Here is a 21,419-nt window from a genome sequence, read left to right as displayed (position 1 = left end):
GGGCGACAACGTGGTCATGGAAGCGGAATTGCATCAGTCGATCGCGATGGAGCAGGAACTGCGCTTCGCCATTCGCGAAGGCGGCCGCACCGTCGGCGCCGGCGTCGTTGATAAAATCATTGAATAAACCGAACACAGAGTTCGAAATGAGTGGAGCCTAACATGGCGGCAGAAGTTCCAAATACAATACGAATTCGTCTAAAAGCTTATGATTTCCGGTTGCTGGATCAATCAACCCGAGAGATCGTCGATACGGCAAAGCGAACCGGCGCCAAGATCATCGGCCCGATTCCTCTTCCGACCCGAATTTCAAAATACACCGTGCTGCGCTCGCCGCACGTAAACAAAAAATCGCGTGAACAGTTTGAAATGCGCGCGCACAAGCGGTTGGTGGACATCATCGACTGGAGCCCAAAAACGATGGATGCATTAACACAGTTGGAACTTCCCGCTGGCGTCCATGTAGAAATCAAACTGTAGACGTAACGGAATCGAAACGATGAAAGCCATTATTGGACGCAAATTGCGGATGACGCAAAAGTTTAACGAAGACGGCAGTATGACGCCGTTGACGGCGCTTGAAGTAGGGCCATGCCCGATTGTCCAGATCAAGACAGAAGAGACGGACGGTTACAATGCTTTGCAAATTGCCTTCTTGCCTGTTAAGGAAAAGAACCAAACGCAAGCAGCGATTGGGCACTTCAAAAAAGCCGGTTTGGAACCGCATCGAATCTTGCAGGAAGTTCGCGTAGATTCGACGGAAGGTTTTGAAGTAGGCCAAAACATTGAAGGCGCGACCTTTGATGAAGGCGACATTGTTGATGTGGTCGGCGTTTCAAAAGGCCGAGGATTTCAGGGCGGTATGCGCCGTCACAATTGGCACGGCGGACGTAAGACGCACGGTTCAATGTTCCACCGCCGCATCGGCGCAATTGCAGCGGGTACGGGGCAGCATCGTATCTTTAAAGGCAAAGCGTTGCCGGGTCACATGGGCGCTGAGCAAGTAACAATACAGAACGTTAAAGTGGTTCAAATCGATACCGAAAACGGGATCATGTACATCAAAGGTGGTGTGCCAGGACCTGAGGGCGGAATCGTTTTTGTCAGACAAACATCGAAGACATCTGCAAAAAAAAAGTAAATAAAACTAATTACGGACTAGAGATATTATCATGGTTGCGTTTGACGTATACGACCATAGCAAAAAAGTGAAAGAAAAAGTGGACTTGGCCGACTCGGTATTTTCAACCGAAGTCAATGAGTTCTTCTTGCACCAGGTTCTGACCTCGTATGAGGCGAATAAGCGGCAAGGAAACCACAAAACCAAGAACCGCAATGAGGTGCATGGTACCAAGAGCAAGCCTTTCCGTCAAAAGGGAACAGGCCGCGCTCGTCAAGGTACCTTGGTTGGACCTCACCAACGACATGGCGCCCGTCAATTTGGCCCGGTGCCGCGTTCGTACCGCCAGTCGATTCCACGCAAGATGAAGCAAGAGGCGTTTCGCCAGTGTCTTTCCTTGCAAAACACTCGTGGAAAGTTGTCTGTACTGACGGACTTGCAATTCAATGACATGAAAACAAAGCAGGCGTCAGCGTTGCTGAATGCATTTGAAGTGGGAGGACGCGTCTTGTTAATCGACGTCAACCCTCAAGACAATGCGTTGCTTTCAGTTCGCAACATCAGCAAAACCTCCCTGCTGCCGGTGTCGTCTTGTTCACCGCTCGATATTTTCCAGTCGGATTATGTCCTGCTGACCAAAGCGGCGGCTGAACTGTATCAGCAACGGTATTCCCGTGAAGGAGGTTCAGCTGAATGAATCCGTACGATGTAATTAGAGAAAGCGTGTTTACGGAACGCTCGACGGCAATGTCGGAATCGGAAAACACTTATACTTTTAAAGTGCGCACCGATGCCAACAAATTACAAATAAAAGAAGCTGTGGAAACGGCATTTAACGTAAAGGTTGCGGTTGTTCGCACCATTAGCGTTCACCCCAAGCGCCGCATAGATCGCTACCGCGGCATCGAAGGCAAGACTAGGGCATTTAAGAAGGCGCTCGTTAAATTGGCGCCGGGACATTCGATCGAATTCGCGTAAGCGCGGGGTAGGCGGAGTAAGGTAACGTGGCTATAAAATCATATAATCCAACGACTCCTTCCAGACGGTACATGACAGGGTCTGCCTTTGATGAGGTTACCCGGTCAAAACCAGAGAAGAGTCTGACAGAAGCAAAAAAGAAACACGCGGGCCGCAATAATCATGGGCACATCACAGTGCGTCACCGCGGCGGCGGCAGCAAGCAGAAATATCGTCTGATTGATTTCAAACGGACGAAAGATAATATTCCTGCGAAAGTGGCGCAGATCGAATATGATCCAAACCGTTCTGCTCGAATCGCCTTGTTGAATTATAACGACGGCGAGAAACGCTACATCATCGCGCCAGACGGCGTCAAAGTCGGCGATGTTGTAATGTCGGGCACGGAAGCGCCACATAAAGTCGGTAACTGCTTACCGTTACGAAATATCCTTGACGGTACCTTTATCCACGCGATGGAACTCAAAATTGGTAAAGGCGCTTGCGTGGCGCGGTCCGCCGGTACTTACGCCCAGTTGATGGGTCGTGAAGGCGACTACGCCAGAATCAAAATGCCTTCCAGTGAAGTGCGTCTCATTCACTTAGATTGTCGCGCCACCATTGGTCAAACATCAAACACCGACCATGAAAATGTGACATTGGGTAAAGCAGGGCGGATCCGCTGGATGGGGCGTAGGCCTCATGTTCGCGGAACTGCAATGAACCCGGTCGATCACCCGCTCGGTGGTGGTGAAGGTAAAGCAGCAGGCGGGCGCCACCCGTGTACTCCTTGGGGCAAGCCCACCAAGGGTTACAAGACGCGCCGCAATAAACGTACTGATAACATGATTCTAGAACGCCGTCGTAATAAAAAGCGTTAAAAATGGAGTAAATCGTCATGGGACGATCACTGAAAAAAGGACCCAATATTGATGAACGCTTGCTCAAGCGCATCAATACGTTGAATCAAAGCGGAGAAAAACGAGTGGTACGCACCTGGTCAAGGGACTGCGTTGTTGTCCCTGACATGGTTGGTCATACCATCGCCGTTTATAACGGAAAGAAGTTTGTGCCGGTCTATCTGACAGAAAATATGGTAGGCCACAAGCTCGGTGAATTTTCACCGACCAGAACATTCAGAACGCACGGCGGCAAAACAGCCCGTGTAATGCGTCTTAAATAGGAGTCCAGAGCGATGGGTATGAGCGCCACATTGCGCAACTGCAGAATGTCGTGCCGTAAACTTCGCCTTGTTGCGGATTCGGTGCGTGGGTTGCCGTATTCGGAAGCGGTCAATGTTTTACAATTTTTGCCTAAGCAAAAAGCAGCTGGCTTAATTTTAAAACTGATCCGCTCCGCAGCGGCGAATGTTGAAGATTCCACCGAGTTTGATCCAGAAGAATTGATGGTTCGAACTGTTCAAGTGAATGGCGCAAGGATGCTAAAGCGCTTTCGTCCTGCTCCAATGGGACGGGCGACGCGGATTCGGAAACGCATGAGTCACATCACAGTGGAATTAGGACCAAAACGAAGCGGACGTAAACGCTAGACGTAACGAGGAACGATTGTGGGACAAAAAGTTCATCCATACGGGTTCCGGGTAGGGATCTACAAGAACTGGAAATCACGCTGGTTCGCCGAAAAAGGTTATGCAAACCTGTTACACGAAGATTTGCGTATCCGTAAGGCGATCAAAGACCGTCTTTTCCACGCCGGTATTAGTGATATTGAAATCGAACGTTTCACCCAGCGTATGCGGATCACCATTTACGCAGCGCGTCCGGGCATCATCATTGGCCGGAAGGGCGTCGAAGTTGAGCGGTTGAAGAAATTGCTCAGCAATATGACCGAACGTCAGATTCATATCAATATTAAAGAAATTAAACAGCCGGAAACCAACGCACAGCTGCAAGCCGAAGCCATCGCGCTCCAATTGCAACGACGCGTCTCGTTTCGCCGCGCACTCAAGCGCACCATGCAGTCCACCATGCAAGCAGGCGCTTTGGGCGCCAAGATGGCGGTCAAAGGTCGCTTGGGCGGTTCGGAAATGTCTCGGCAGGAATGGTATCGCGAAGGTCGCGTACCGCTTCACACCTTGCGCGCTGACATTGACTACGGCTTTACCGAAGCGAAAACCACCTATGGACGCATCGGCGTCAAGGTTTGGATTTTTAAAGGCGAGCTGACATTGCGTATCAGCGAGCAAGTGAAAGAAACCACGCAGGAGGCGGCGTCTTAAAATGTTAATGCCATCTCGTGAAAAATTTCGCCGCGTTCATCGCGGCAACCGACGCGGCATCGCTTGTCGGGGAGTCAGTATCAACTTCGGCGACTATGGCATGAAAGCCATGACCGGCGGGTGGGTCACTTCACGTCAAATTGAGGCCGCTCGTATTGCGATCACGCGCCACATGAAACGTCGCGGAAAATTGTGGATCCGTTTATTCCCCCACAAACCCGTGACGGCGAAGCCCGCCGAAACCCGCATGGGAAGCGGTAAAGGCGCGCCGGAAAAACATGTCGCCGTCGTCAAGCCAGGCCACGTCATTTTTGAACTTGGCGGGGTAACGGAAGAAATCGCCCGTGAAGCATTTCGGCTCGCGGGGCATAAACTGCCGCTCAAGGTCCGCTTTACATCGCGGGACGAGTCGGCCTAGAGGAAGACGTCATGAAGGGTACCAACGCCGACGATTTTCGGTCTCTATCGCTGGAAGATTTAGACAACCGCATCTTCGAAATGAAGAAGCAGATGTTTAACTTGAGAATGCAACTGCATTCCAACCAGCTGACGAATACAAACGAATTGAAAGAAACAAGAAAAGATATTGCTCGCGCTGAAACCGTCCGCGGTGAGAAAACGCGTGAAGCGGAGACCGTATCATGAGTGAAACAAGAGAAACGCGGCGCAAAGTGCGCGAAGGCGTTGTCGTCAGTACCAAGATGGAGAAAACCGTCGTGGTTCGCCTCGACCGGAATGTTCGCCATCCACACTACGGCAAAGTCATTCGCCGCAGCAAAAATGTTGCCGTCCATGATGAAAACGGCGCCTGCAAAATCGGCGATGTCGTACGCATTATGGAAACCAAACCATTGAGCAAGACCAAACGGTGGCGTTACATCGATACCGTACGCGAAGCAGTCATCGTTTAACAATTAGGAGAATCAATCGTGATTCAGGAATATACGCGATTAGTTGTGGCTGATAACTCCGGCGCCCGATCCCTGATGTGCTTCAAAGTACTGGGTGGTTCACGTCGTCGTTACGCCAGCGTGGGCGATATAGTTGTTGCCAGCGTGAAAGAAGCGATCCCCGATTCAAACGTGAAAAAAGGGGCCGTCGTGAAAGCGGTTATCGTTCGTACGCACAAAGAAGTGCGCCGGGCTGATGGATCGACCATTAAATTTGATAACAATGCAGCGGTGATTATTAACGATGCCGGCGATCCGATTGGAACCCGTATCTTTGGGCCCGTCGCCCGTGAGCTGCGTGAAAAGAAATACATGAAGATTATCTCACTCGCCCCGGAGGTATTGTAATGTTTCGGATCCGGATCAAAAAAGGCGAAACCGTTGAAGTGATCAGCGGTGACGATAAAGGCAAGAGCGGTAAAGTCTTGCAAGTGGATAAATCCAAAAATCGTCTTTACGTTCAAGGCATTAATTTGCGCAAAAAACACAAAAAACCGAACCCCCAAGCCAATCAGCCTGGCGGCATTATCGAAACCGAAGGGCCGATTCACGCCTCGAACGTTCGATTGGTAAAGTAATAGGAAACAATCATGGCGGATAAGAAGAAAAAAAAAGAAGCCGATCACGGCACACCATTGCCTGAGAATTATTGCTCGCGGCTCGTTCAAGATTACAAAGAACGAATCCTGCCGGCGATGATGAAAGACTTTGGCTACAAGAATGTCATGCAAGCCCCCCGATTGCAGAAAATCGTAATCAATATGGGACTGGGCGAAGCAGCGCGCGACGCCAAACTGTTAGATGGATTGCGCGACAACCTTTCATTGATCGCAGGCCAACAGCCGGTGGTCACCAAAGCTAAAAAATCAATCTCCAACTTTAAATTGCGTGAAGGCATGAACCTGGGTTTGTGCGTGACGCTTCGGCGCCACCGCATGTTGGACTTTTTGGATCGCTTCGTCAGCGTCAGCATCCCCCGTATTCGCGACTTTCGCGGCTTGGCCGCGAAATCGTTTGACGGGCGCGGGAACTACTCAATGGGCGTTCAAGAACAATTGATCTTCCCTGAGATTCATTATGACGCAATTCCCCGCGTGCAAGGATTAGACATTTGCATCGTTACTTCAGCCAAAACGGATGACGAAGCATTGGCGTTGCTCAAACAGTACGGTATGCCGTTCCGCACTAACTAAGGGAGAGACTGATGGCGAAGAAAAGTTTACGGATCAAAGCATCACGGCCCCAAAAGTTCGCCGTGCGTGAATACAACCGTTGCGAACGCTGCGGCCGCCCTAGAGGCTACCACCGCAAATTTCATCTCTGCCGCGTTTGTTTACGTGAACTGGCGTTGCAGGGTTATATTCCAGGCATGACCAAATCGAGCTGGTAGACCAGGGACTCGAGGAAACAAGGAGCGAAATCGATGTCGACTGACCCGATTGCGGATTTGCTGACCCGGATACGAAATGCAAATACTGCGAGAAAAGAGAAGGTAGAAATTCCTTCTTCCAAGCTGAAAACCGCTATTGTCGAAATCATGAAGCGGGAAGGCTATATTCGTAACTACCGCGTCGTTGAAGAAGACGGCAAACCTATGTTACGCGTCTATTTGAAGTATGGACAGAAACAAGAATCCATCATCACCAAAATAGATCGCGTTAGCCGTCCCAGTATTCGTCGCTATGCGGGCAAAGACAATTTGCCCCGAGTGCTTGGCGGCCTTGGAATTAGCATTATCTCAACCCCACGCGGGTTGATGACCGATAAAGAAGCGCGGCGCCAGGGCATCGGCGGTGAAATTCTCTGTAACATATACTAAGCCCATTTCGCCGAAGCGGAAGATAAAACGCGAGAAGAAAACATGTCACGAATTGGTAGATTACCCATAACTGTACCGAGCGGCGTCCAAGTCACAATCAAAGACCAGGCAGTCTCGGTCAAAGGCCCAAAGGGCGAATTAAAATGGGATGTGCCCGAACCCATTCTTGTCAAACAAAATGACAATGAATTGTTGGTTGAACGTCCCAATGATGAAGGCCCCGTTCGCGCCCTGCACGGAACCACTCGCGCGCTGATCGCCAACATGGTAATAGGCGTTTCCGATGGTTTTACGCGGGTGCTTGAAATCAACGGCGTTGGTTATCGCGCAGCGGTGAAGGGAACCATTCTGAATCTAGAATTGGGATACTCTCACCCGATCGATTATCAGTTGCCCAAAGAAGTCACGGCTGAAGTTGAAAAGAATACGGTTGTCACTCTCAAAAGTTACAATAAGCAAGTCTTGGGACAAGTCGCCGCTGAAGTTCGCTCCATGCGTCCGCCGGAACCGTATAAAGGCAAGGGCGTGAAGTACGCAGAAGAACACATTCGCCGCAAAGTCGGTAAGAAGAACGCTTAATCAGATTCGAAGAGGAAACGATGAAGAACCGTCACAGTGCACGCAAACGCCGCCAAGTGCGCGTTCGTAAAAAAATTTCCGGCACCGCCGAACGTCCGAGACTCAATATCTTTCGTAGCCATAAACACATTTATGTGCAGGCGATTGATGACGTCACGGGAAAAACTATCGCCGCCGCCTCTTCTTTGATTCAAGAATTACCGAATGTTGAATCAGAAGAAGCCATTACCAACAAGCGTATGACCGCCAGAAAAGTTGGTGTGCTGCTTGCCAAGAAATTGGAAGTGCAGGGCGTAACCAGCGCAGTCTTTGACCGCGGCGGTTACCTCTACCACGGTCGCGTCCAGGCGTTGGCGGATGGAGTTCGCGAAGGCGGACTGAAATTCTAAACAATCGATAAATCAATTCGAGTTGATGCGAAAAGCGCCCCAACCGAATATAGGTTTTAAAACCGCGACAACAGCGGAAGCGAGAAATTGATTATGGTCAAAGTTTTTGAGGCTGGAAAAAAAGATAAAGATTTTGTAGAGCGCGTCATTCATGTGAACCGCGTCGATAAGGTCGTCAAAGGTGGTCGCCGCTTTAGCTTTAGCGCTTTGGTGGTGGTCGGAAATGAAAACGGCAAAGTCGGCCTCGGTTACGGAAAAGCGCCTGAAGTGGCGGACGCGATCCGAAAATCAATTGAACGCGCCAAAAAAGAAATGTTTATGGTGCCGATGGTGCAAAAAACCATCCCCCATGAAATTTTGACAAAATTCAGCGCAGCGAAAGTTCTATTAAAGCCCGCCGCGCGTGGTACAGGCGTCATCGCCGGAGGCGCGGTTCGCGCAATTTTGGAAGTCGCTGGCATCCAAGACATCCTGGCAAAATCGCTGGGAACCGACAATGCCCTAAACATCGCCAAAGCCACAATTAAGGGTCTCCAGGATCTGAAAGACGTTGAAACCGTCGCGAGAATGCGCGGCAAGGATCCGAAGGAGATTTTGGGCTAATGGCAAAGAAATTAGAAATCACCCAAATTCGTAGCACCACAAGCCGCGTTCCTAAGCACAAAGCCACAATTAAGGCGCTTGGATTGAGTCGGCCCAACAAAACAGTTGTTCATGAAGATTCGCCTCAAATTCGAGGCATGATCCGCTGCGTTGATTTTATGGTCAGCGTTCGCGAAATCGAAGAATAAATTATTTCTGATAGAAACGCTCGAAAGCGAGTATTGCATTATGTTTATCGGTGAACTTCAAACGCCGCCCCGTAAAAAAAGAAAACGCGTTGGTCGCGGCCCTGGCTCCGGCAGCGGAAAAACGGCTGGTCGTGGTGAAAACGGTCAAAAGTCGCGTTCCGGTTATAAAAGTCGTCCTTGGTTTGAGGGCGGTCAAATGCCGTTACAGCGTCGGGTTCCGAAACGTGGGTTCTTCTCACGGAACAAAAAGCACTTTCAATTAGTCAAGATCGAAGGTCTGGCTAAATTTAGCGACGGTCAAACGGTGAATGCAGAAGCGCTCAAAGAAGCGGGTCTGATTAAAAAAACCGACCGTTTGATTAAGATTCTCGGCGACGGCGACTTGAAAGCCAAGTTGATCGTCCAGGCGGATGCTTTCACAAAATCCGCGATGGAGAAAATCGCCCAAGCGGGCGGCGAAGCGGTCGTGCGCACGAGCGAAAACGCTCAGTAAGGTAATGCAACGATTATGATGGACGCCTTTTATAACATCTTTCGGATTCCCGATCTTCGCAAACGCGTATTCTTCACGCTTGCGGTTCTCGCGATTTTGCAAATCGGCAAATATGTCCCGGTTCCAGGAATCAACCCGCTTGTGTTGAATGATTCGGTGGGCTCCGGAGGCGACCTCTTTAGTTTGGTCAATTTATTTGCCGGGGGCGCTTTCTCACAAGCATCCATCTTCTCGTTAGGCATTATGCCTTACATTAGCGCTTCGATTATTCTTCAACTTTTAACGGTTTCTTCACCTTACTTGGAAGAACTTTCCAAAAAAGGCGAGGAAGGCCGAAAGAAAATTAACCAGTACACACGCTACCTGACGGTCGGCATCACGGCCTTTCAAGCGTTCTTGATTTCATTCTCGCTTGAAAACGCTGCTTATTGGGGCCCGATTGTTTATGATCCAGGCTGGATATTCCGTATTCTTTGCATGTTCTCTATGACAGCTGGCGTCATTGTCATCATGTGGATGGGTGAACTTATCACGGAGCGGGGAATCGGCAACGGCATCTCGCTGATTATCTTCGCGAACATTGTAGCCGTTTTCCCAGCAGCAATTAGTCAAGCAGCCCAGCTGTTATCTATCGGCGACTCTAGTTTCACGGCATTTGATGCGTTGATTTCATTCGCCGTGTTTGTCATCGTTGTAGCCGGGGTTGTGATTGTTCAGTTTGGACAGCGGCGGGTTCCAATTAAGCGCGGGCGCCAAGTCCGCGGCGGGCGAATGTTTGGTGGGCAAGCAAACGCCTACTTACCTTTACGGATTAACACCGCAGGCGTTATTCCAGTCATTTTTGCAGCCGCCATTCTGATGTTGCCATCGTTCTTTGTGAACTTTGCAACGCCTTTACAAAATTCTGAAAGCTTCTCTTGGATTTTAGACGGCGCTCTTTGGATTCAAACTTTAATGACGCCTGGCACGTTCTGGTATTCAATTCTATATGTTGCGCTCATTATCTTCTTCTGCTACTTCTACACGGCGATTACATTTAACCCGAAAGATGTCGCGGAGAATTTACAAAAGAGCGGCTCTACGATCCCTGGATACAGTCATGGAAAGCGTACCGAAGAATATCTAACAAAAATCCTTAATCGAATCACATTAGCGGGCGCTGTGTTTCTCGCCAGCGTGGCAGTTTTACCAGATTTAATGGCGCGTTTTCTCCAAATTCCTGGTAGCGTAGCCTATATGCTTGGCGGAACATCAATCATAATCGTGGTTGGCGTTGCGTTAGATACCGTCAATCAGATTGAAAACCATCTTCGAGTTCGCAACTACGATGGTTTCCGCAAGCGCGGACGCGTCCGAGGCCGTTCCGGTATGTAAATTGCAGGGATTGTAGGAATTAGAGGATTTGGTATAATAGAAAGCTTGAGCCATTTTGAGTAGACGGTTACTCAGTTAAGAAACAAAACGATTCGATGGTTGAAATAGCTTTCAAAGAGAACAATATTTTTTGAAAGCAAAGAGTTAGAATGATTACTTTAAAGTCGCCTTTGGAAATCCAAAAACTGCAAGAAAGCGCAGATTTGGTATCCGAAGTCCACAACCGGGTTCATGGCTTGATCGAACCGGGAATACCAACCATCGAGATTGACCAGTTTGCAGAGAAGACAATTAAAGGTTTAGGGGCTAGGCCCGCCTTTAAAGGGTATCGAGGCTTTCCTTATTCAGTTTGCGCTTCCGTGAATGAACAAGTGGTTCATGGCTTCCCGTCGGATCGAAAACTAAAAGATGGCGACATTCTGAGTTTGGACATTGGCGTTCACTATCAGGGCTTTGTCGGAGACGTTGCCCGAACCTATCCGGTCGGAAAGATTTCAGAAGAAGCCGACCTGTTGCTGCGGCGTTCGTATCACTCGCTGCGGGAGGCAGGAAAGCAAGTCGTTGCAGGGAAACGAGTCGGCGACATTTCGCACACAGTCGAGTCAATTGGCAGGAAGTACGGCTACGGCGTTGTGCGTGATTTCGTTGGCCACGCAGTCGGACGCGAGATGCACGAAGACCCTCAAATTCCAAATTATGGAAAAGCAGGGTCTGGCCCTCGCATCAAAATTGGCATGGTGATTTGCATTGAGCCGATGTTTAACTTAGGCGGTTGGGAAGTACAAGTTTTATCTGACCGCTGGACAGTGGTGACCAAAGATCGAAGCCTGTCAGTTCACGTCGAAGATATGATTGCCGTGACGCCGGACGGGCCTAAAGTATTGTCCTCTGCGGTAGGGCGTATATACCCGGAGAACTTGGATGCAGAAATAGAGACAGCGCCAGTCTCGCAGGCATAAGAAAGAGTCTAGTGGTTTAACGATGGCGAAAAAAAACGTAATCGAAGTCAAAGGGAAAATCGTCGAAACATTGCCAAATGCGATGTTTCGGGTTGAATTAGAAAACGGTCATAAGGTTCTTGCGCATATTTCCGGCAAAATGCGTATGCACTATATTCGTATCCTGCCGGGAGACACCGTAACGGTTGAGCTGTCGCCGTACGATCTCAGCCGAGGACGCATTACATATCGACAGGCTTGAGATGTTTAGGAGTAAGTGATGAAAGTAAAGGCATCTGTAAAACCCATTTGTGAACATTGCAAGGTCATCCGCCGACGAGGCGTTGTGCGTGTGATCTGTAAAAATCCGCGCCATAAGCAGCGCCAAGGGTAAGGTGAAGGAGGAGCGAAAGTGGCTCGTATAAGCGGCGTCGACCTACCCCGTGATAAACGTGTTTTGATCGGTTTGACCTATATCTTCGGTATCGGTCCGGCAACATCCGAAATCATTCTTCAGAAAGCGGCTGTGGATCTCAGCACCCGCGTACGCGACCTGACAGAAGATGAAGTCGGTCGAATCACTGGAGTCATTCAACAAGATTATACCGTCGAGGGTGACCTCCGTCGGGAAATCAATATGAACATCAAGCGTCTGATGGACATTGGCTGCTATCGCGGCTTGCGCCATCGTCGCGGCTTGCCATGCCGCGGTCAACGTACGCGAACCAATTCGCGTACGCGAAAAGGCCCCAAGCGCACCATCGGCGTTAACAAGAAGAAATAACTTAATTGAGAAGTTAATAAAGGAGTTTGAATTATGGCTCGAGGACGAGGAGCCGGTCGCGGTAAGAAAAAAGTTAAAAAGAACGTCCCGCGCGGTATTGCTCACATCCAGGCGACGTTCAATAACACCATTGTCACGATTACTGACATGGAAGGCAACGCAATTTCATGGGCCACCTCCGGCAACACCGGATTCAAAGGCTCAAGAAAAAGTACGCCCTATGCAGCACAAATTACGGCGCAAGAAGCCGCAGACCGTGCAAAAGAACATGGACTCGAGTCAGTTGAAGTTCGCGTCAAAGGCCCCGGTTCCGGCCGTGAAGCCGCCATTCGCGCACTTCAAATCGCTGGGTTAAAAATCCGATTGATTAAGGACGTAACGCCGATTCCACACAACGGTTGCCGTCCGCCCCAACGACGTCGTGTCTGATTATTAAAACGAATTAACGATTTGGGATCACAGGAGGAATCGAGTGGCCCGTTACATTGGACCTGTTTGCAAACTTTGCCGTGCGGAAGGCATCAAACTCTTTCTGAAAGGAAAGAAGTGCTTGTCCGCAAAATGCCCTGTCAGCCGGAGAAATTACCCTCCAGGCCAACACGGTCAACGCCGCGGCAGCAAGCGCTCAGACTATGGCTTGCAGTTGCGTGAAAAACAAAAAGCCAAGCGCTCTTATGGCGTTTTGGAACGTCAGTTCCGCCGTTATTATCAAGAAGCGACCCGTATGCGGGGCGTAACCGGCGAGAACCTGCTTCATCTTCTCGAGCGTCGTCTCGATAACGTGATTTACCGTTTGGGCTTCGCGTCGTCACGAACGCAAGCACGTCAGTTGATTCGACACAACCACATCGTTGTGGATGGAATCCGCGTAAATATTCCTTCTTTCTTGGTCAAAGTCGGTCACAAGATCGAGATCAAAGAAGTCAGTCGGGATATGCCCGCTGTGTTGGAATCGTTGCAACTACGAAAATCCACCGGCTCCTATCCGTGGTTGATACGTGATGACAAGGCTTTTTCCGGTGAAATGACGCGTCTTCCATCCGTGGATGAGATTGCGCTGCCGGTTAAAGAGCAGATGATCGTCGAATTGTATTCTAAATAAGTCTTTTTAGATGCGGGTTCGGTGAAACGCAGAGACGTTGATGTCTCAGAAAAATGGAAACAGCGTCCACAGTGGGCGCGAAAGGGAGCAGAAGATCGATGAAGTTTAAATCCGTCGTCTTACCAGGCCGCGTTGTGATCGACCAGGATACCCTGTCGGATCGCTACGGCAAGTTTGTGGTTGAACCGCTGGAACGTGGGTTCGGCACCACCCTGGGCAACTCCCTTCGCCGCGTATTGCTATCTTCTATTCAGGGCGCGGCGATTAAGGCGGTTCGCATCACTGGCGTTCTTCAGGAAGTGTCCTATATCCCCGGTGTCGTTGAAGATGTCACCGATATTATTCTTAACCTCAAAGGCCTACGCGTAAGAAATCACCGTAACGGGCCTGTGACATTGTACTTAACTGCGAAGGGTGAAGGTGAAGTCAAGGCGGCTGCCATTGAAGCCAACCCTGATGTTGAAATCCTAAACCCCGAACTCCATATCGCCACCTTGGATAAAGACGGCGAATTGGAAATGGAACTCTACATAGACGTTGGACGCGGTTACCTTCCCGCAGACCGTCAAGGTAAATCAGCTGACCAATATCCCGTGAATACGATTTTGATGGATGCGGTGTTTACTCCAATTGAACGAGTCAAATACGTCGTTGAAAACGCCCGCGTTGGCGACATCACTGACTATGACCGTTTGATTATGGAAATCTGGACGGACGGCACTGTGAATCCCCAAGATTCAATCGCATTCGGGGCAAAAATTCTTAAAGACCACTTGTTCCTCTTCATTCACTTCCCCGATGAGGATGAGTTGCCGCTTGAGGCGGATGAAGCGCCAGAAGAAGCCGCGAATCCATACCTTCTCAAAGGCGTAGAAGAGTTAGAGCTTTCAGTTCGCGCTTACAATTGCTTAAAAGCCGCAAACATCAAATCGGTGGGTGTGCTTGTAAGCAAAACCGAAAGCGAAATGTTGAAATACCGCAACTTCGGTAAGAAATCCTTGAATGAAATCAAGGATGTTCTCACTAAATTGGGTCTTTACTTAGGAATGGATGTTTCTGCTCTTAATTCAGACGCAATCGCAACGGATACGCAGATTCCAGCGATGCTGGGTGATGACATTGATGATGAAGACGACGCGGATCTCGAACCCGAAGAGAGCCTCGCAACAGAAGAAGACGTAAACTAAAATTTAATCGCCGCTGCAAGGAGCGCATGAACTCATGATTCATAAGTGGAAAGGCAGAAAACTCGGACGTACCGCCGCGCATCGTAGTGCGATGCTGTCAAATCAGGCGGCTTCGTTGATCCGTTATGGTCGCATTAAAACCACTTTGCCGAAGTGCAAGGAATTGCGGACAGTCGTTGAAAAATTGATTACAACGGCTAAATCAGACACCGTTCATGCGCGCCGTATGGTGAACCGTTTTATCCAAGATAAAACCATTATCAAAAAACTGTTCACAGACGTTGCTCCTGAATTTTCAGAACGTCCTGGTGGTTATACCCAGATTCTTAAAATCGGGCCGCGCGCAAACGACGGCGCCCAAATGGCCTATATTCAATTTGTGGGTTATGATCCTGAAGCGGAAGACGAAGATTAAGCAACCGGTTTTAACAAACTCGACTTGTAACGCGCGGCTATTCGCCGCGCGTTTTGTTTTTACGCAAATCGTAATCTTTGACATTACGTGGAATGTTCGGCATCAATTCTTGCGGGCGCAAGCCTTGGTTTAATATCATGTCTTTGAATTGAATGGAAAGTTTCCAATCTCCCGCCACTTCAAAACGCTTCGGTAAGTAGTTTTCCCGATTTACCCATAAGAGTCGATCCGGTTCCATGCTTTTGTGTTCCGGCTTTGGAAAGAAGTGAAGACGATAGCATGAGACTTCGTCAACAACTTCTTCATAGACATCTTTGTTGACGAACACCTTATCTTGTAATTCGTCCATATCAAATTGCGCAAGGCCCGCCAATTTCAAAAATTCCGGTAACGGCCCGCTGTCGTCCAACCACTCCCGGGTCAGCGTATTGGCTTTGGGCTTATAGGTATATAAAATTTTCTGGGGGCTGGCGTAATAGGTCACCACGGGGGTGGCTGGAACTGCAGGCCCGGCAAGCGCTGAAACGGGGATGTCGTCTTCATAAAAATCGAGCCGCAAAGTGCCGTTGCGTTGTCCGCCGGACTCGTGTTCTTGCACCACTTTTGCGTGAACCCAAAAGCGCTTGGTCTCACCATTGGGTTGCTGTTCTATTTGTTGGAAGACGCATTGGAAATCCTGAATGTCTTCCCAGGTTTTTGCGATAGACTCCAAAATCGAACGCGGGCTGCGGTCCGTTTTTTCAAGTGCGAATGCGGGAACCGCCAACAACAAAAGCATGAACAAAAGCGTGATGTATTTAGAGAAACCAGAGCAGGCTGTCATTCGGATTATCAACTCCTTGAATTTGCAATTCGCCGTCTTGTGGGATGGAAACATCCAGTTTTCCTTGTTGTTCAATTACCAGACAAAACCAAGTTTCGTCTTTGGTTTCAATATCCCAGTTGCTTAAATCAACGATTGCTTGTAATCGTCGGTCACGCAGATCCAGTTGAATCGCGTTGTTTGGTTCACTGAGCGCAATTTTAACTTCAACGGGCTGGCTGATTTTTAGATAGATTTTTGAGTCGTCATGGAGCGGTTTATCTGAATTGAAATCGACCCGGATGCAAAGTGATGATTGGCAGCGGCCATATAAAACTTCGCCGTCGATTGCGTCCGCTTGGTGCATGGCCCCGCCGCTGGATGCGGGAGCATAACGCGCGCCCGCCCATTCGAAATAGCCGCCGTCAGCGCTGATGTTTGGCGCCTGCCGCAACATGCCGCCGCCGCTGGAATGGACAAGGTGATGTCCCTTCTTGATTGGATGACGTAATTCATTAGGCGGATCAAGTTCCAGCAGTTGGTATAAATGGGCTAAGTGGCTTCGGAACAACTGGTCAAAAATAAAGTCGAGCGATGTTTGGTTTTCATCGCCATACCACCAAAACCAATCGCTTCCTTCACAGATATCGAGTTGACGCCAAGCCGCGCGTTTGGTTTCTTCATCAAGCGAGGGTTCTTTTTTTACCAGTTCTGCGCGCGCATCCCGCATGAGCGACCAGCCCAAATTGTCTTCTTCATGGCCGATCCAAATTCGGAAGTTTTGGTTGATCCACGAACCGGGGAAAATTGATTTCAGCGTTGTTTCTGCTGGATAAATTTCTCGATAATCAGGTACGGTCGTTGGAATAATGCGAGAATCGTTCAACACGCCTTCGATGAAATATTGCAGAAAATCATGGCCGTCTCGCGGGTAATATTCCCAACAATTTTCACCGTCAAGAATAATATTAATCAACGGCGGTTCGGGATGGTTCCAGTTTGAGCCGATATTATGTAGTTGTTTGATTAAATTTTTGGCGGCGTGTTTTCCGTCTTGCGTTTGATTGACGAAGCCGATCATGTCCGACAAACCATGATCGCGGAAGATGCAGTCGAGTTCGCCGTTCGGCGTTTCGAGTCTATGTAGACGGAACAAGTCGTCCCGGGTCAACTCCCCGCCGTTCGCGGGAGACGAACGGAACAGTACGGCTTCATCGGTGGCAAAATAATTGATCCCTTCGCCGGCCATAAGCGCACAGGCCTGGTCTGAAACCGAACCCTCTGAAGGCCACATGCCTTTGGGACGAAACCCCATGACGCGTTCAAAATAATCGAGACCGCCTTGAATATGGCGCTGCGCATCTTCTGGAGACCGAAACGCAGGAGAGGGAACCGGGTCAAATGGGTTTGAAACACGGGCGATGTCGCTATCGCACAAGAGTGGAAGTATCGGGTGAAAGTGCGGCGTCGTCGTGGTTTCCAGCCCGCCGTTTTCCGTTAAGCGCCGATGGATTGGTATGATCTGTTTTAAAATTTTAAAATGCAGGTCGAGTAATTGAGATTTATCGCTCTCGGTGAAGTCGCGTCCTTTGTTAATTAATGCGGGCGCAATTTCATCGGGGTCTTCTTTCCAAATGGGGTCAAGCCAGGTGAGATTAAACCAGACTTGCAGATCAAGATAATCTTGCGTGGTATAGCGGTCGATGGCGTCTTCAATTTCACCGCATCGTTTATGATTGAGTTCCGCATAGCGCGGGTAGGGATCAACCATGCGCGGCGCATGAGCGTCAAAGAAACGTTCAATAATGGCCCGTTTTTCATCGCGCGTTAACTCTGCGGCGGGCTTTCGGCTTAGCTCGAGCGCTGTGTCGGAATACTCGCCGCTGCAAAGACCGCTGAGTTGCTCCAACAACGAGGGGACAAGATTGATTGTTTGTTTCCAACCATCAAAGCGTTGGCAGAGCCACGCCATGTCATAATAATCTTTGACTCCGTGCATTCTCACCCAGGGCATCCAGGCGATATTCGAGTCCGGGCCGATGTACCATGGTTGGTGTTGGTGCCAGAAAATATGAAGAAATATGGGTTGATGTTGAGACATGGGTTTCCTTTATTCAGCCTATTTGCTGGCGCTTACAATTTTAAGGTAAAGTTTGATGTACTCATGCGCGGAATTTTCCCAGGAAAAATCCTGCTTCATCGCTCGCTTAACGATTGACCACCAAACATGCTGGTTTTGGTAGAGGGTCAATGCGCGAATACAGGCTTCTTGTAATGCGATGGAACTGGGGTCATAAAACACAAAACCGTTGCCGTCTGGATACGAATTGACATCTTTGATAGTATCAGCCAAACCGCCTGTATGACGCACGATCGGGATCGAGCCGAAACGAAGCGCATACATTTGCGTTAATCCACACGGTTCATAACGCGAGGGAACGATAAATAAATCGGAACCCGCTTGTATGAGGTGAGACAGGCGTTCGTTATAGGTGATTTTTACCCCGCACGCATTGGGGTGGATTGTATTCAATGCGCGATATGCATCTTCTAAATGCGGCTCTCCAGTTCCGAGAATAACAAACTGGGCGCCTCGTTTAATCAGTTTTGGAATCGCTTCCGCGAGTAGGTCGAGGCCTTTTTGCGAGGCCAGTCGCGTGACAACGCCAAAGAGCGGTTTATCGCTATCCGGCGGCAAGCCAAATTCTTTTAACAAGGCTTTCTTGCAAATAGGCTTATTGGTTTCGACTGTATTGATGTCGTAATTAACGGGCAGGCTCTTATCATTGTCAGGCGACCATTGCGAATAATCCGCGCCGTTTAATACGCCGGTTAGATGTTCGCTTTTCATGCGCAATATGCCGTCTAGCCCGCATCCGAATTCCGGCGTTTGTATTTCATCCGCATAATTGGGGCTGACAGTGCTGACATGATCGCTGAGCAAAATGCCGCCCTTCATCAGGTTGACGCGATTGTAATATTCAAGCCCATCCAGACGGAAAAATTTCCAATCCAAGCCGGTCATTGGAAATTTACCCACTTCAAACGCCCCCTGGTAGGCCAGGTTGTGTATGGTAAAGAGACTTCTGACGTGAGAAAGTTCTTCTGTGTCGGCGTACAACGACCGGAGATAAACCGGAGCCATCGCCGTCTGCCAGTCGTTGGCGTGAATGATGTCGGCGGAATAATGTTTGCGCTTTATGATTTCCAAGCAGGCGCGGCAAAAAAAACAGTACCGCAGCAAGTTGTCAGGATAATCTTTGCCCGCTTCGTTATACAATCCATCCCGTAAAAAAAATTCATCCTGTTCAATGAGAAATAAAGGGATATCTGAACCGGGTAGAGTTGCTTTTAAAATGCGCCCTTTATAAGTCGCTTTGGGAAAAACAATCTCAAGCGTATCAATCGGGACCGCTTCAAGATCAACATCTTTGTATTTTGGCATACAAAGCGATACGTCAACTCCCTTTTTCTGTATCGCTTGAGGGAGAGAACCCGCTACGTCGGCGAGGCCGCCTGTTTTGGCGAGCGGCGCGACTTCTGATGCAAGAAAAAGAACTTTCATTGTAGATTCTGTTTTATCTTCCTGTTTGCGGCGTTTTTGATTGAGTTGTTTTTTTCGTTTGTGCATAATAGGTAATATCTACTTGTCGATCAGGCTTTTCTGATAAATAGGATAAATATTGGATGGCATTTTGAATTCCATTTTTATCTGGCGTTATGGGTTTTGAGTTAATGAAATTAGATTGCATGGAATCACGGATTTTCGCATACTGGTTTCCGATGAACCCTGTGGTCAGAATTGGTTTCGCTTCTTCAAAGGTATAAGGGCGGGGAGGCTCAATGCCTTTCACATAGAATAGTTCAATTCCAAATCGCTCTTCTGTTGTGTCGGATAACACTTCGGGCCGGGAAACTTCGCCTGCATCCAATTTGCCGATAATTGACTGCAAACGCGCATTCAATTTATTGAACGGGATTCGTCCCAATCGGCCTGCGGTGGAAGCCGAGGCTTCGTCGTTCGTGAAGAAGACGGCGACTTCGGAGAACGGGCGACCTGTTTCAATTTCTTGAAGCGCGGCGTGGGCTTTGCCTTCCGCATTTTGAAAGCGAATTGAACTCTCAAATGACGTCAAGGCAAAATTAAACGCAGCGTCAAAAAACAGATAGTTCAGGTCATAGTATTTCGGCGAACTCAAGTTTGGGTGGCCGTAGTTTTTATCAAAGACTTTTTTGATTTCTGCTTCAGGCGGCAACTTGGCTTCCGCCTCATGTTTTAAAAATAATTCGGCAAGACGCTTTCGACGCCAGACGGACAGCGGCCCTTCGACTTCGTTGGCTGACCAACCTCTATCGTAGGCTTCTGCAAGACAAGAAGCCTTGTTCGCGAGAAAATTGAGGTAATCGCTTTTTTGGTTGAAAGTCCATTTTTTGTTGTCGATGGCTAAGCGGTTAAATTCATCCAACGTAATTTCATACACGTCAGGGACAGACAAGACAATCGTGTCTGGCGATGCTTGGTCGGTTTCTTTGAGCAAGTCTTCATTGATTAAACAGTTGTGTTTTGTTTGTAGGCGCTGTGAAAAATCATACACGCGCTCATTGCGGCGTTCATCAAATAGTTGTTGCATGATGAGGTCATGGACTGCTTCATATTCAAGATAGTCAGCGCCGACAAATTCGACCAATTCAAAAATATACAGACGGTCTTTGTATTCGAAAATTGGGCTGTAGCCGCCTTCTGACAACAAGCGAAGTTGTTGCTCGATTGGCGCCGCCGCCGACCCGAGCGGAAGTGGATTGACCACGCCGCGCATGTTCGCTGGCGCTTCTGAATAACGTCGTGATACTGACGCAAACGGTTCGCCGTTTTTCAGCGCTTGATAGGCTTGTTGCATTTTTTCGCGCGCGAGTTCTGGCGAACGCCCTTCTTGGTTTAAGTAAACGTAAATGCCCCGCACTTTATAGACATTGGTGTTTTCTTTTAAAAAAAGGTCTTCGCGATACTGTTGATAATATTGTTGAATGTCATCGTCTGAGATGTTGATTTTATTTAGCACGTCTTCAATGATGACTTTTTGATATAGTTCGTCGCGTAACACATCTTCCATTTTTTTTTGGAAGGGTTCGCTCTGTTCGATCTGTATTTTTTTTGCTTCTTCCGCCAGCATGGTTTCAAACGCAATCTCTTCCGCGATTGTTTGAAGGTAATGCGTTGCGCTTTTGATGTCGGCGCTTGGGATGGAAGAATTGGTTGGCGTATCGGAACCTTTTTTGAAATGGAGTTGGAATTCCACAAACCCGCGAGTTTCTTGAAAGGTTAGCAAGACCTCGCCCGTGGTGATTGCATTGTCGCCGATCTGAAATGCAACCGAATTGGCTTCGGGGCGTTGCACAACATCAGTCGTTGGTCCGTAACAACCTGCGAAGAAAATCAAAATTCCAATGAAATAGCGTACGTTTTTATTTAACATAATATT

General features: G+C 48.8%; 35 protein-coding genes. 31 read left to right on the top strand and 4 right to left on the bottom strand.

All coding sequences use genetic code 11. The annotated features are described in order from the left end of the window. The 31 genes from tuf to rplQ form a co-directional block, all read left to right on the top strand. Nucleotides 1-127, top strand: a 127-nt coding sequence (gene tuf / locus P9L94_08335) for an elongation factor Tu (protein ID MDP8244072.1), incomplete at its 5' end; no start/stop codon positions are given. 35 nt (nt 128-162) lie between these two features. Beyond that, nucleotides 163-480: a 30S ribosomal protein S10 gene (gene rpsJ, locus P9L94_08330; GenBank protein MDP8244071.1), complete on the top strand. Its 318-nt coding sequence runs from the start codon at nt 163-165 to the stop codon at nt 478-480. A 19-nt stretch (nt 481-499) separates the two neighbouring features. Beyond that, a complete protein-coding gene (gene rplC / locus P9L94_08325; protein MDP8244070.1) occupies nt 500-1,141 on the top strand; it encodes a 50S ribosomal protein L3 in 642 nt (213 codons plus the stop codon). A 31-nt stretch (nt 1,142-1,172) separates the two neighbouring features. Then, entirely contained in the window at nt 1,173-1,817 is a 645-nt protein-coding gene (gene rplD / locus P9L94_08320) for a 50S ribosomal protein L4 (protein MDP8244069.1), read from the top strand. Further along, complete coding sequence (gene rplW / locus P9L94_08315; protein ID MDP8244068.1) at nt 1,814-2,098, top strand: 50S ribosomal protein L23; 285 nt, start codon at nt 1,814-1,816, stop codon at nt 2,096-2,098. Before rplD ends, rplW begins: the two co-directional genes overlap by 4 nt. Nucleotides 2,099-2,130: 32 nt before the next feature. Continuing rightward, a complete protein-coding gene (gene rplB, locus P9L94_08310; GenBank protein MDP8244067.1) occupies nt 2,131-2,958 on the top strand; it encodes a 50S ribosomal protein L2 in 828 nt (275 codons plus the stop codon). A gap of 17 nt (nt 2,959-2,975) precedes the next feature. Continuing rightward, complete coding sequence (rpsS, locus tag P9L94_08305) at nt 2,976-3,260, top strand: 30S ribosomal protein S19 (protein ID MDP8244066.1); 285 nt, start codon at nt 2,976-2,978, stop codon at nt 3,258-3,260. A gap of 18 nt (nt 3,261-3,278) precedes the next feature. Further along, entirely contained in the window at nt 3,279-3,626 is a 348-nt protein-coding gene (rplV, locus tag P9L94_08300; GenBank protein ID MDP8244065.1) for a 50S ribosomal protein L22, read from the top strand. Between the two features lie 18 nt (nt 3,627-3,644). Further along, a complete protein-coding gene (gene rpsC / locus P9L94_08295; GenBank protein MDP8244064.1) occupies nt 3,645-4,316 on the top strand; it encodes a 30S ribosomal protein S3 in 672 nt (223 codons plus the stop codon). A gap of 1 nt (nt 4,317) precedes the next feature. Then, on the top strand, nt 4,318-4,734 hold the full coding sequence (gene rplP / locus P9L94_08290) for a 50S ribosomal protein L16 (GenBank protein MDP8244063.1): 417 nt from the start codon (nt 4,318-4,320) through the stop codon (nt 4,732-4,734). Between the two features lie 11 nt (nt 4,735-4,745). Further along, the gene (rpmC, locus tag P9L94_08285; GenBank protein MDP8244062.1) at nt 4,746-4,961 is read left to right on the top strand and encodes a 50S ribosomal protein L29; all 216 of its coding nucleotides are present in this window, start codon (nt 4,746-4,748) and stop codon (nt 4,959-4,961) included. Beyond that, nucleotides 4,958-5,227, top strand: coding sequence for a 30S ribosomal protein S17 (gene rpsQ, locus P9L94_08280; protein MDP8244061.1), 270 nt, complete (start codon nt 4,958-4,960; stop codon nt 5,225-5,227). The genes rpmC and rpsQ overlap by 4 nt, the downstream gene beginning before the upstream one ends. An 18-nt stretch (nt 5,228-5,245) precedes the next feature. Beyond that, nucleotides 5,246-5,614, top strand: a complete 369-nt coding sequence (rplN, locus tag P9L94_08275) for a 50S ribosomal protein L14 (GenBank protein MDP8244060.1) — start codon at nt 5,246-5,248, stop codon at nt 5,612-5,614. After that, a complete protein-coding gene (locus P9L94_08270) occupies nt 5,614-5,844 on the top strand; it encodes a 50S ribosomal protein L24 (protein MDP8244059.1) in 231 nt (76 codons plus the stop codon). The genes rplN and P9L94_08270 overlap by 1 nt, the downstream gene beginning before the upstream one ends. A 12-nt stretch (nt 5,845-5,856) precedes the next feature. Next, nucleotides 5,857-6,459, top strand: coding sequence for a 50S ribosomal protein L5 (gene rplE, locus P9L94_08265; protein MDP8244058.1), 603 nt, complete (start codon nt 5,857-5,859; stop codon nt 6,457-6,459). Nucleotides 6,460-6,470: 11 nt separating this feature from the next. Beyond that, complete coding sequence (locus P9L94_08260) at nt 6,471-6,656, top strand: type Z 30S ribosomal protein S14 (GenBank protein ID MDP8244057.1); 186 nt, start codon at nt 6,471-6,473, stop codon at nt 6,654-6,656. Between the two features lie 33 nt (nt 6,657-6,689). Continuing rightward, nucleotides 6,690-7,085: a 30S ribosomal protein S8 gene (rpsH, locus tag P9L94_08255; protein MDP8244056.1), complete on the top strand. Its 396-nt coding sequence runs from the start codon at nt 6,690-6,692 to the stop codon at nt 7,083-7,085. A 42-nt stretch (nt 7,086-7,127) separates the two neighbouring features. Further along, the gene (rplF, locus tag P9L94_08250; GenBank protein ID MDP8244055.1) at nt 7,128-7,664 is read left to right on the top strand and encodes a 50S ribosomal protein L6; all 537 of its coding nucleotides are present in this window, start codon (nt 7,128-7,130) and stop codon (nt 7,662-7,664) included. A 20-nt stretch (nt 7,665-7,684) separates the two neighbouring features. Further along, complete coding sequence (gene rplR, locus P9L94_08245) at nt 7,685-8,053, top strand: 50S ribosomal protein L18 (protein MDP8244054.1); 369 nt, start codon at nt 7,685-7,687, stop codon at nt 8,051-8,053. Between the two features lie 93 nt (nt 8,054-8,146). After that, the gene (gene rpsE / locus P9L94_08240; GenBank protein ID MDP8244053.1) at nt 8,147-8,656 is read left to right on the top strand and encodes a 30S ribosomal protein S5; all 510 of its coding nucleotides are present in this window, start codon (nt 8,147-8,149) and stop codon (nt 8,654-8,656) included. After that, the gene (gene rpmD / locus P9L94_08235; GenBank protein ID MDP8244052.1) at nt 8,656-8,844 is read left to right on the top strand and encodes a 50S ribosomal protein L30; all 189 of its coding nucleotides are present in this window, start codon (nt 8,656-8,658) and stop codon (nt 8,842-8,844) included. The genes rpsE and rpmD overlap by 1 nt, the downstream gene beginning before the upstream one ends. A 40-nt stretch (nt 8,845-8,884) precedes the next feature. Beyond that, on the top strand, nt 8,885-9,337 hold the full coding sequence (gene rplO / locus P9L94_08230) for a 50S ribosomal protein L15 (GenBank protein MDP8244051.1): 453 nt from the start codon (nt 8,885-8,887) through the stop codon (nt 9,335-9,337). A gap of 15 nt (nt 9,338-9,352) precedes the next feature. Further along, nucleotides 9,353-10,711 (top strand): preprotein translocase subunit SecY, encoded by a 1,359-nt coding sequence (gene secY / locus P9L94_08225; protein MDP8244050.1) that lies wholly within the window; start codon nt 9,353-9,355, stop codon nt 10,709-10,711. A gap of 149 nt (nt 10,712-10,860) precedes the next feature. Continuing rightward, nucleotides 10,861-11,670 carry a type I methionyl aminopeptidase gene (gene map, locus P9L94_08220; protein MDP8244049.1) on the top strand — a complete coding sequence of 270 codons (810 nt, stop codon included), beginning with the start codon at nt 10,861-10,863 and terminating at the stop codon, nt 11,668-11,670. A 22-nt stretch (nt 11,671-11,692) separates the two neighbouring features. Continuing rightward, nucleotides 11,693-11,911 carry a translation initiation factor IF-1 gene (gene infA / locus P9L94_08215; protein MDP8244048.1) on the top strand — a complete coding sequence of 73 codons (219 nt, stop codon included), beginning with the start codon at nt 11,693-11,695 and terminating at the stop codon, nt 11,909-11,911. 18 nt (nt 11,912-11,929) lie between these two features. Next, entirely contained in the window at nt 11,930-12,043 is a 114-nt protein-coding gene (rpmJ, locus tag P9L94_08210; GenBank protein ID MDP8244047.1) for a 50S ribosomal protein L36, read from the top strand. Nucleotides 12,044-12,061: 18 nt separating this feature from the next. Further along, nucleotides 12,062-12,433 carry a 30S ribosomal protein S13 gene (gene rpsM, locus P9L94_08205; protein MDP8244046.1) on the top strand — a complete coding sequence of 124 codons (372 nt, stop codon included), beginning with the start codon at nt 12,062-12,064 and terminating at the stop codon, nt 12,431-12,433. Nucleotides 12,434-12,466: 33 nt separating this feature from the next. Further along, nucleotides 12,467-12,862: a 30S ribosomal protein S11 gene (rpsK, locus tag P9L94_08200; GenBank protein MDP8244045.1), complete on the top strand. Its 396-nt coding sequence runs from the start codon at nt 12,467-12,469 to the stop codon at nt 12,860-12,862. Nucleotides 12,863-12,905: 43 nt separating this feature from the next. Further along, the gene (gene rpsD / locus P9L94_08195) at nt 12,906-13,535 is read left to right on the top strand and encodes a 30S ribosomal protein S4 (GenBank protein ID MDP8244044.1); all 630 of its coding nucleotides are present in this window, start codon (nt 12,906-12,908) and stop codon (nt 13,533-13,535) included. Between the two features lie 98 nt (nt 13,536-13,633). After that, nucleotides 13,634-14,722, top strand: a complete 1,089-nt coding sequence (locus P9L94_08190; GenBank protein ID MDP8244043.1) for a DNA-directed RNA polymerase subunit alpha — start codon at nt 13,634-13,636, stop codon at nt 14,720-14,722. A gap of 34 nt (nt 14,723-14,756) precedes the next feature. After that, nucleotides 14,757-15,137, top strand: a complete 381-nt coding sequence (gene rplQ / locus P9L94_08185) for a 50S ribosomal protein L17 (GenBank protein ID MDP8244042.1) — start codon at nt 14,757-14,759, stop codon at nt 15,135-15,137. Nucleotides 15,138-15,174: 37 nt separating this feature from the next. On the opposite strand, the gene P9L94_08180 is transcribed toward rplQ, so the two are convergent. The 4 genes from P9L94_08180 to P9L94_08165 are packed head-to-tail and all read right to left on the bottom strand — an operon-like array spanning nt 15,175 to nt 21,413. Beyond that, entirely contained in the window at nt 15,175-15,960 is a 786-nt protein-coding gene (locus tag P9L94_08180; GenBank protein MDP8244041.1) for a hypothetical protein, read from the bottom strand. After that, on the bottom strand, nt 15,935-18,040 hold the full coding sequence (locus tag P9L94_08175; GenBank protein ID MDP8244040.1) for a glycoside hydrolase family 57 protein: 2,106 nt from the start codon (nt 18,038-18,040) through the stop codon (nt 15,935-15,937). Before P9L94_08175 ends, P9L94_08180 begins: the two co-directional genes overlap by 26 nt. 18 nt (nt 18,041-18,058) lie before the next feature. Further along, nucleotides 18,059-19,570 (bottom strand): glycogen synthase GlgA, encoded by a 1,512-nt coding sequence (glgA, locus tag P9L94_08170; protein MDP8244039.1) that lies wholly within the window; start codon nt 19,568-19,570, stop codon nt 18,059-18,061. Then, entirely contained in the window at nt 19,518-21,413 is a 1,896-nt protein-coding gene (locus tag P9L94_08165; GenBank protein ID MDP8244038.1) for a peptidyl-prolyl cis-trans isomerase, read from the bottom strand. Before P9L94_08165 ends, glgA begins: the two co-directional genes overlap by 53 nt. Nucleotides 21,414-21,419: the final 6 nt, after the last annotated feature.

It is taken from the genome of Candidatus Hinthialibacter antarcticus, from assembly GCA_030765645.1.
Lineage (GTDB): Bacteria > Hinthialibacterota > Hinthialibacteria > Hinthialibacterales > Hinthialibacteraceae > Hinthialibacter > Hinthialibacter antarcticus.
The sequence above is the reverse complement of the archived record's forward strand: the minus strand, read 5'-3'. Positions and strand labels throughout refer to the sequence as shown.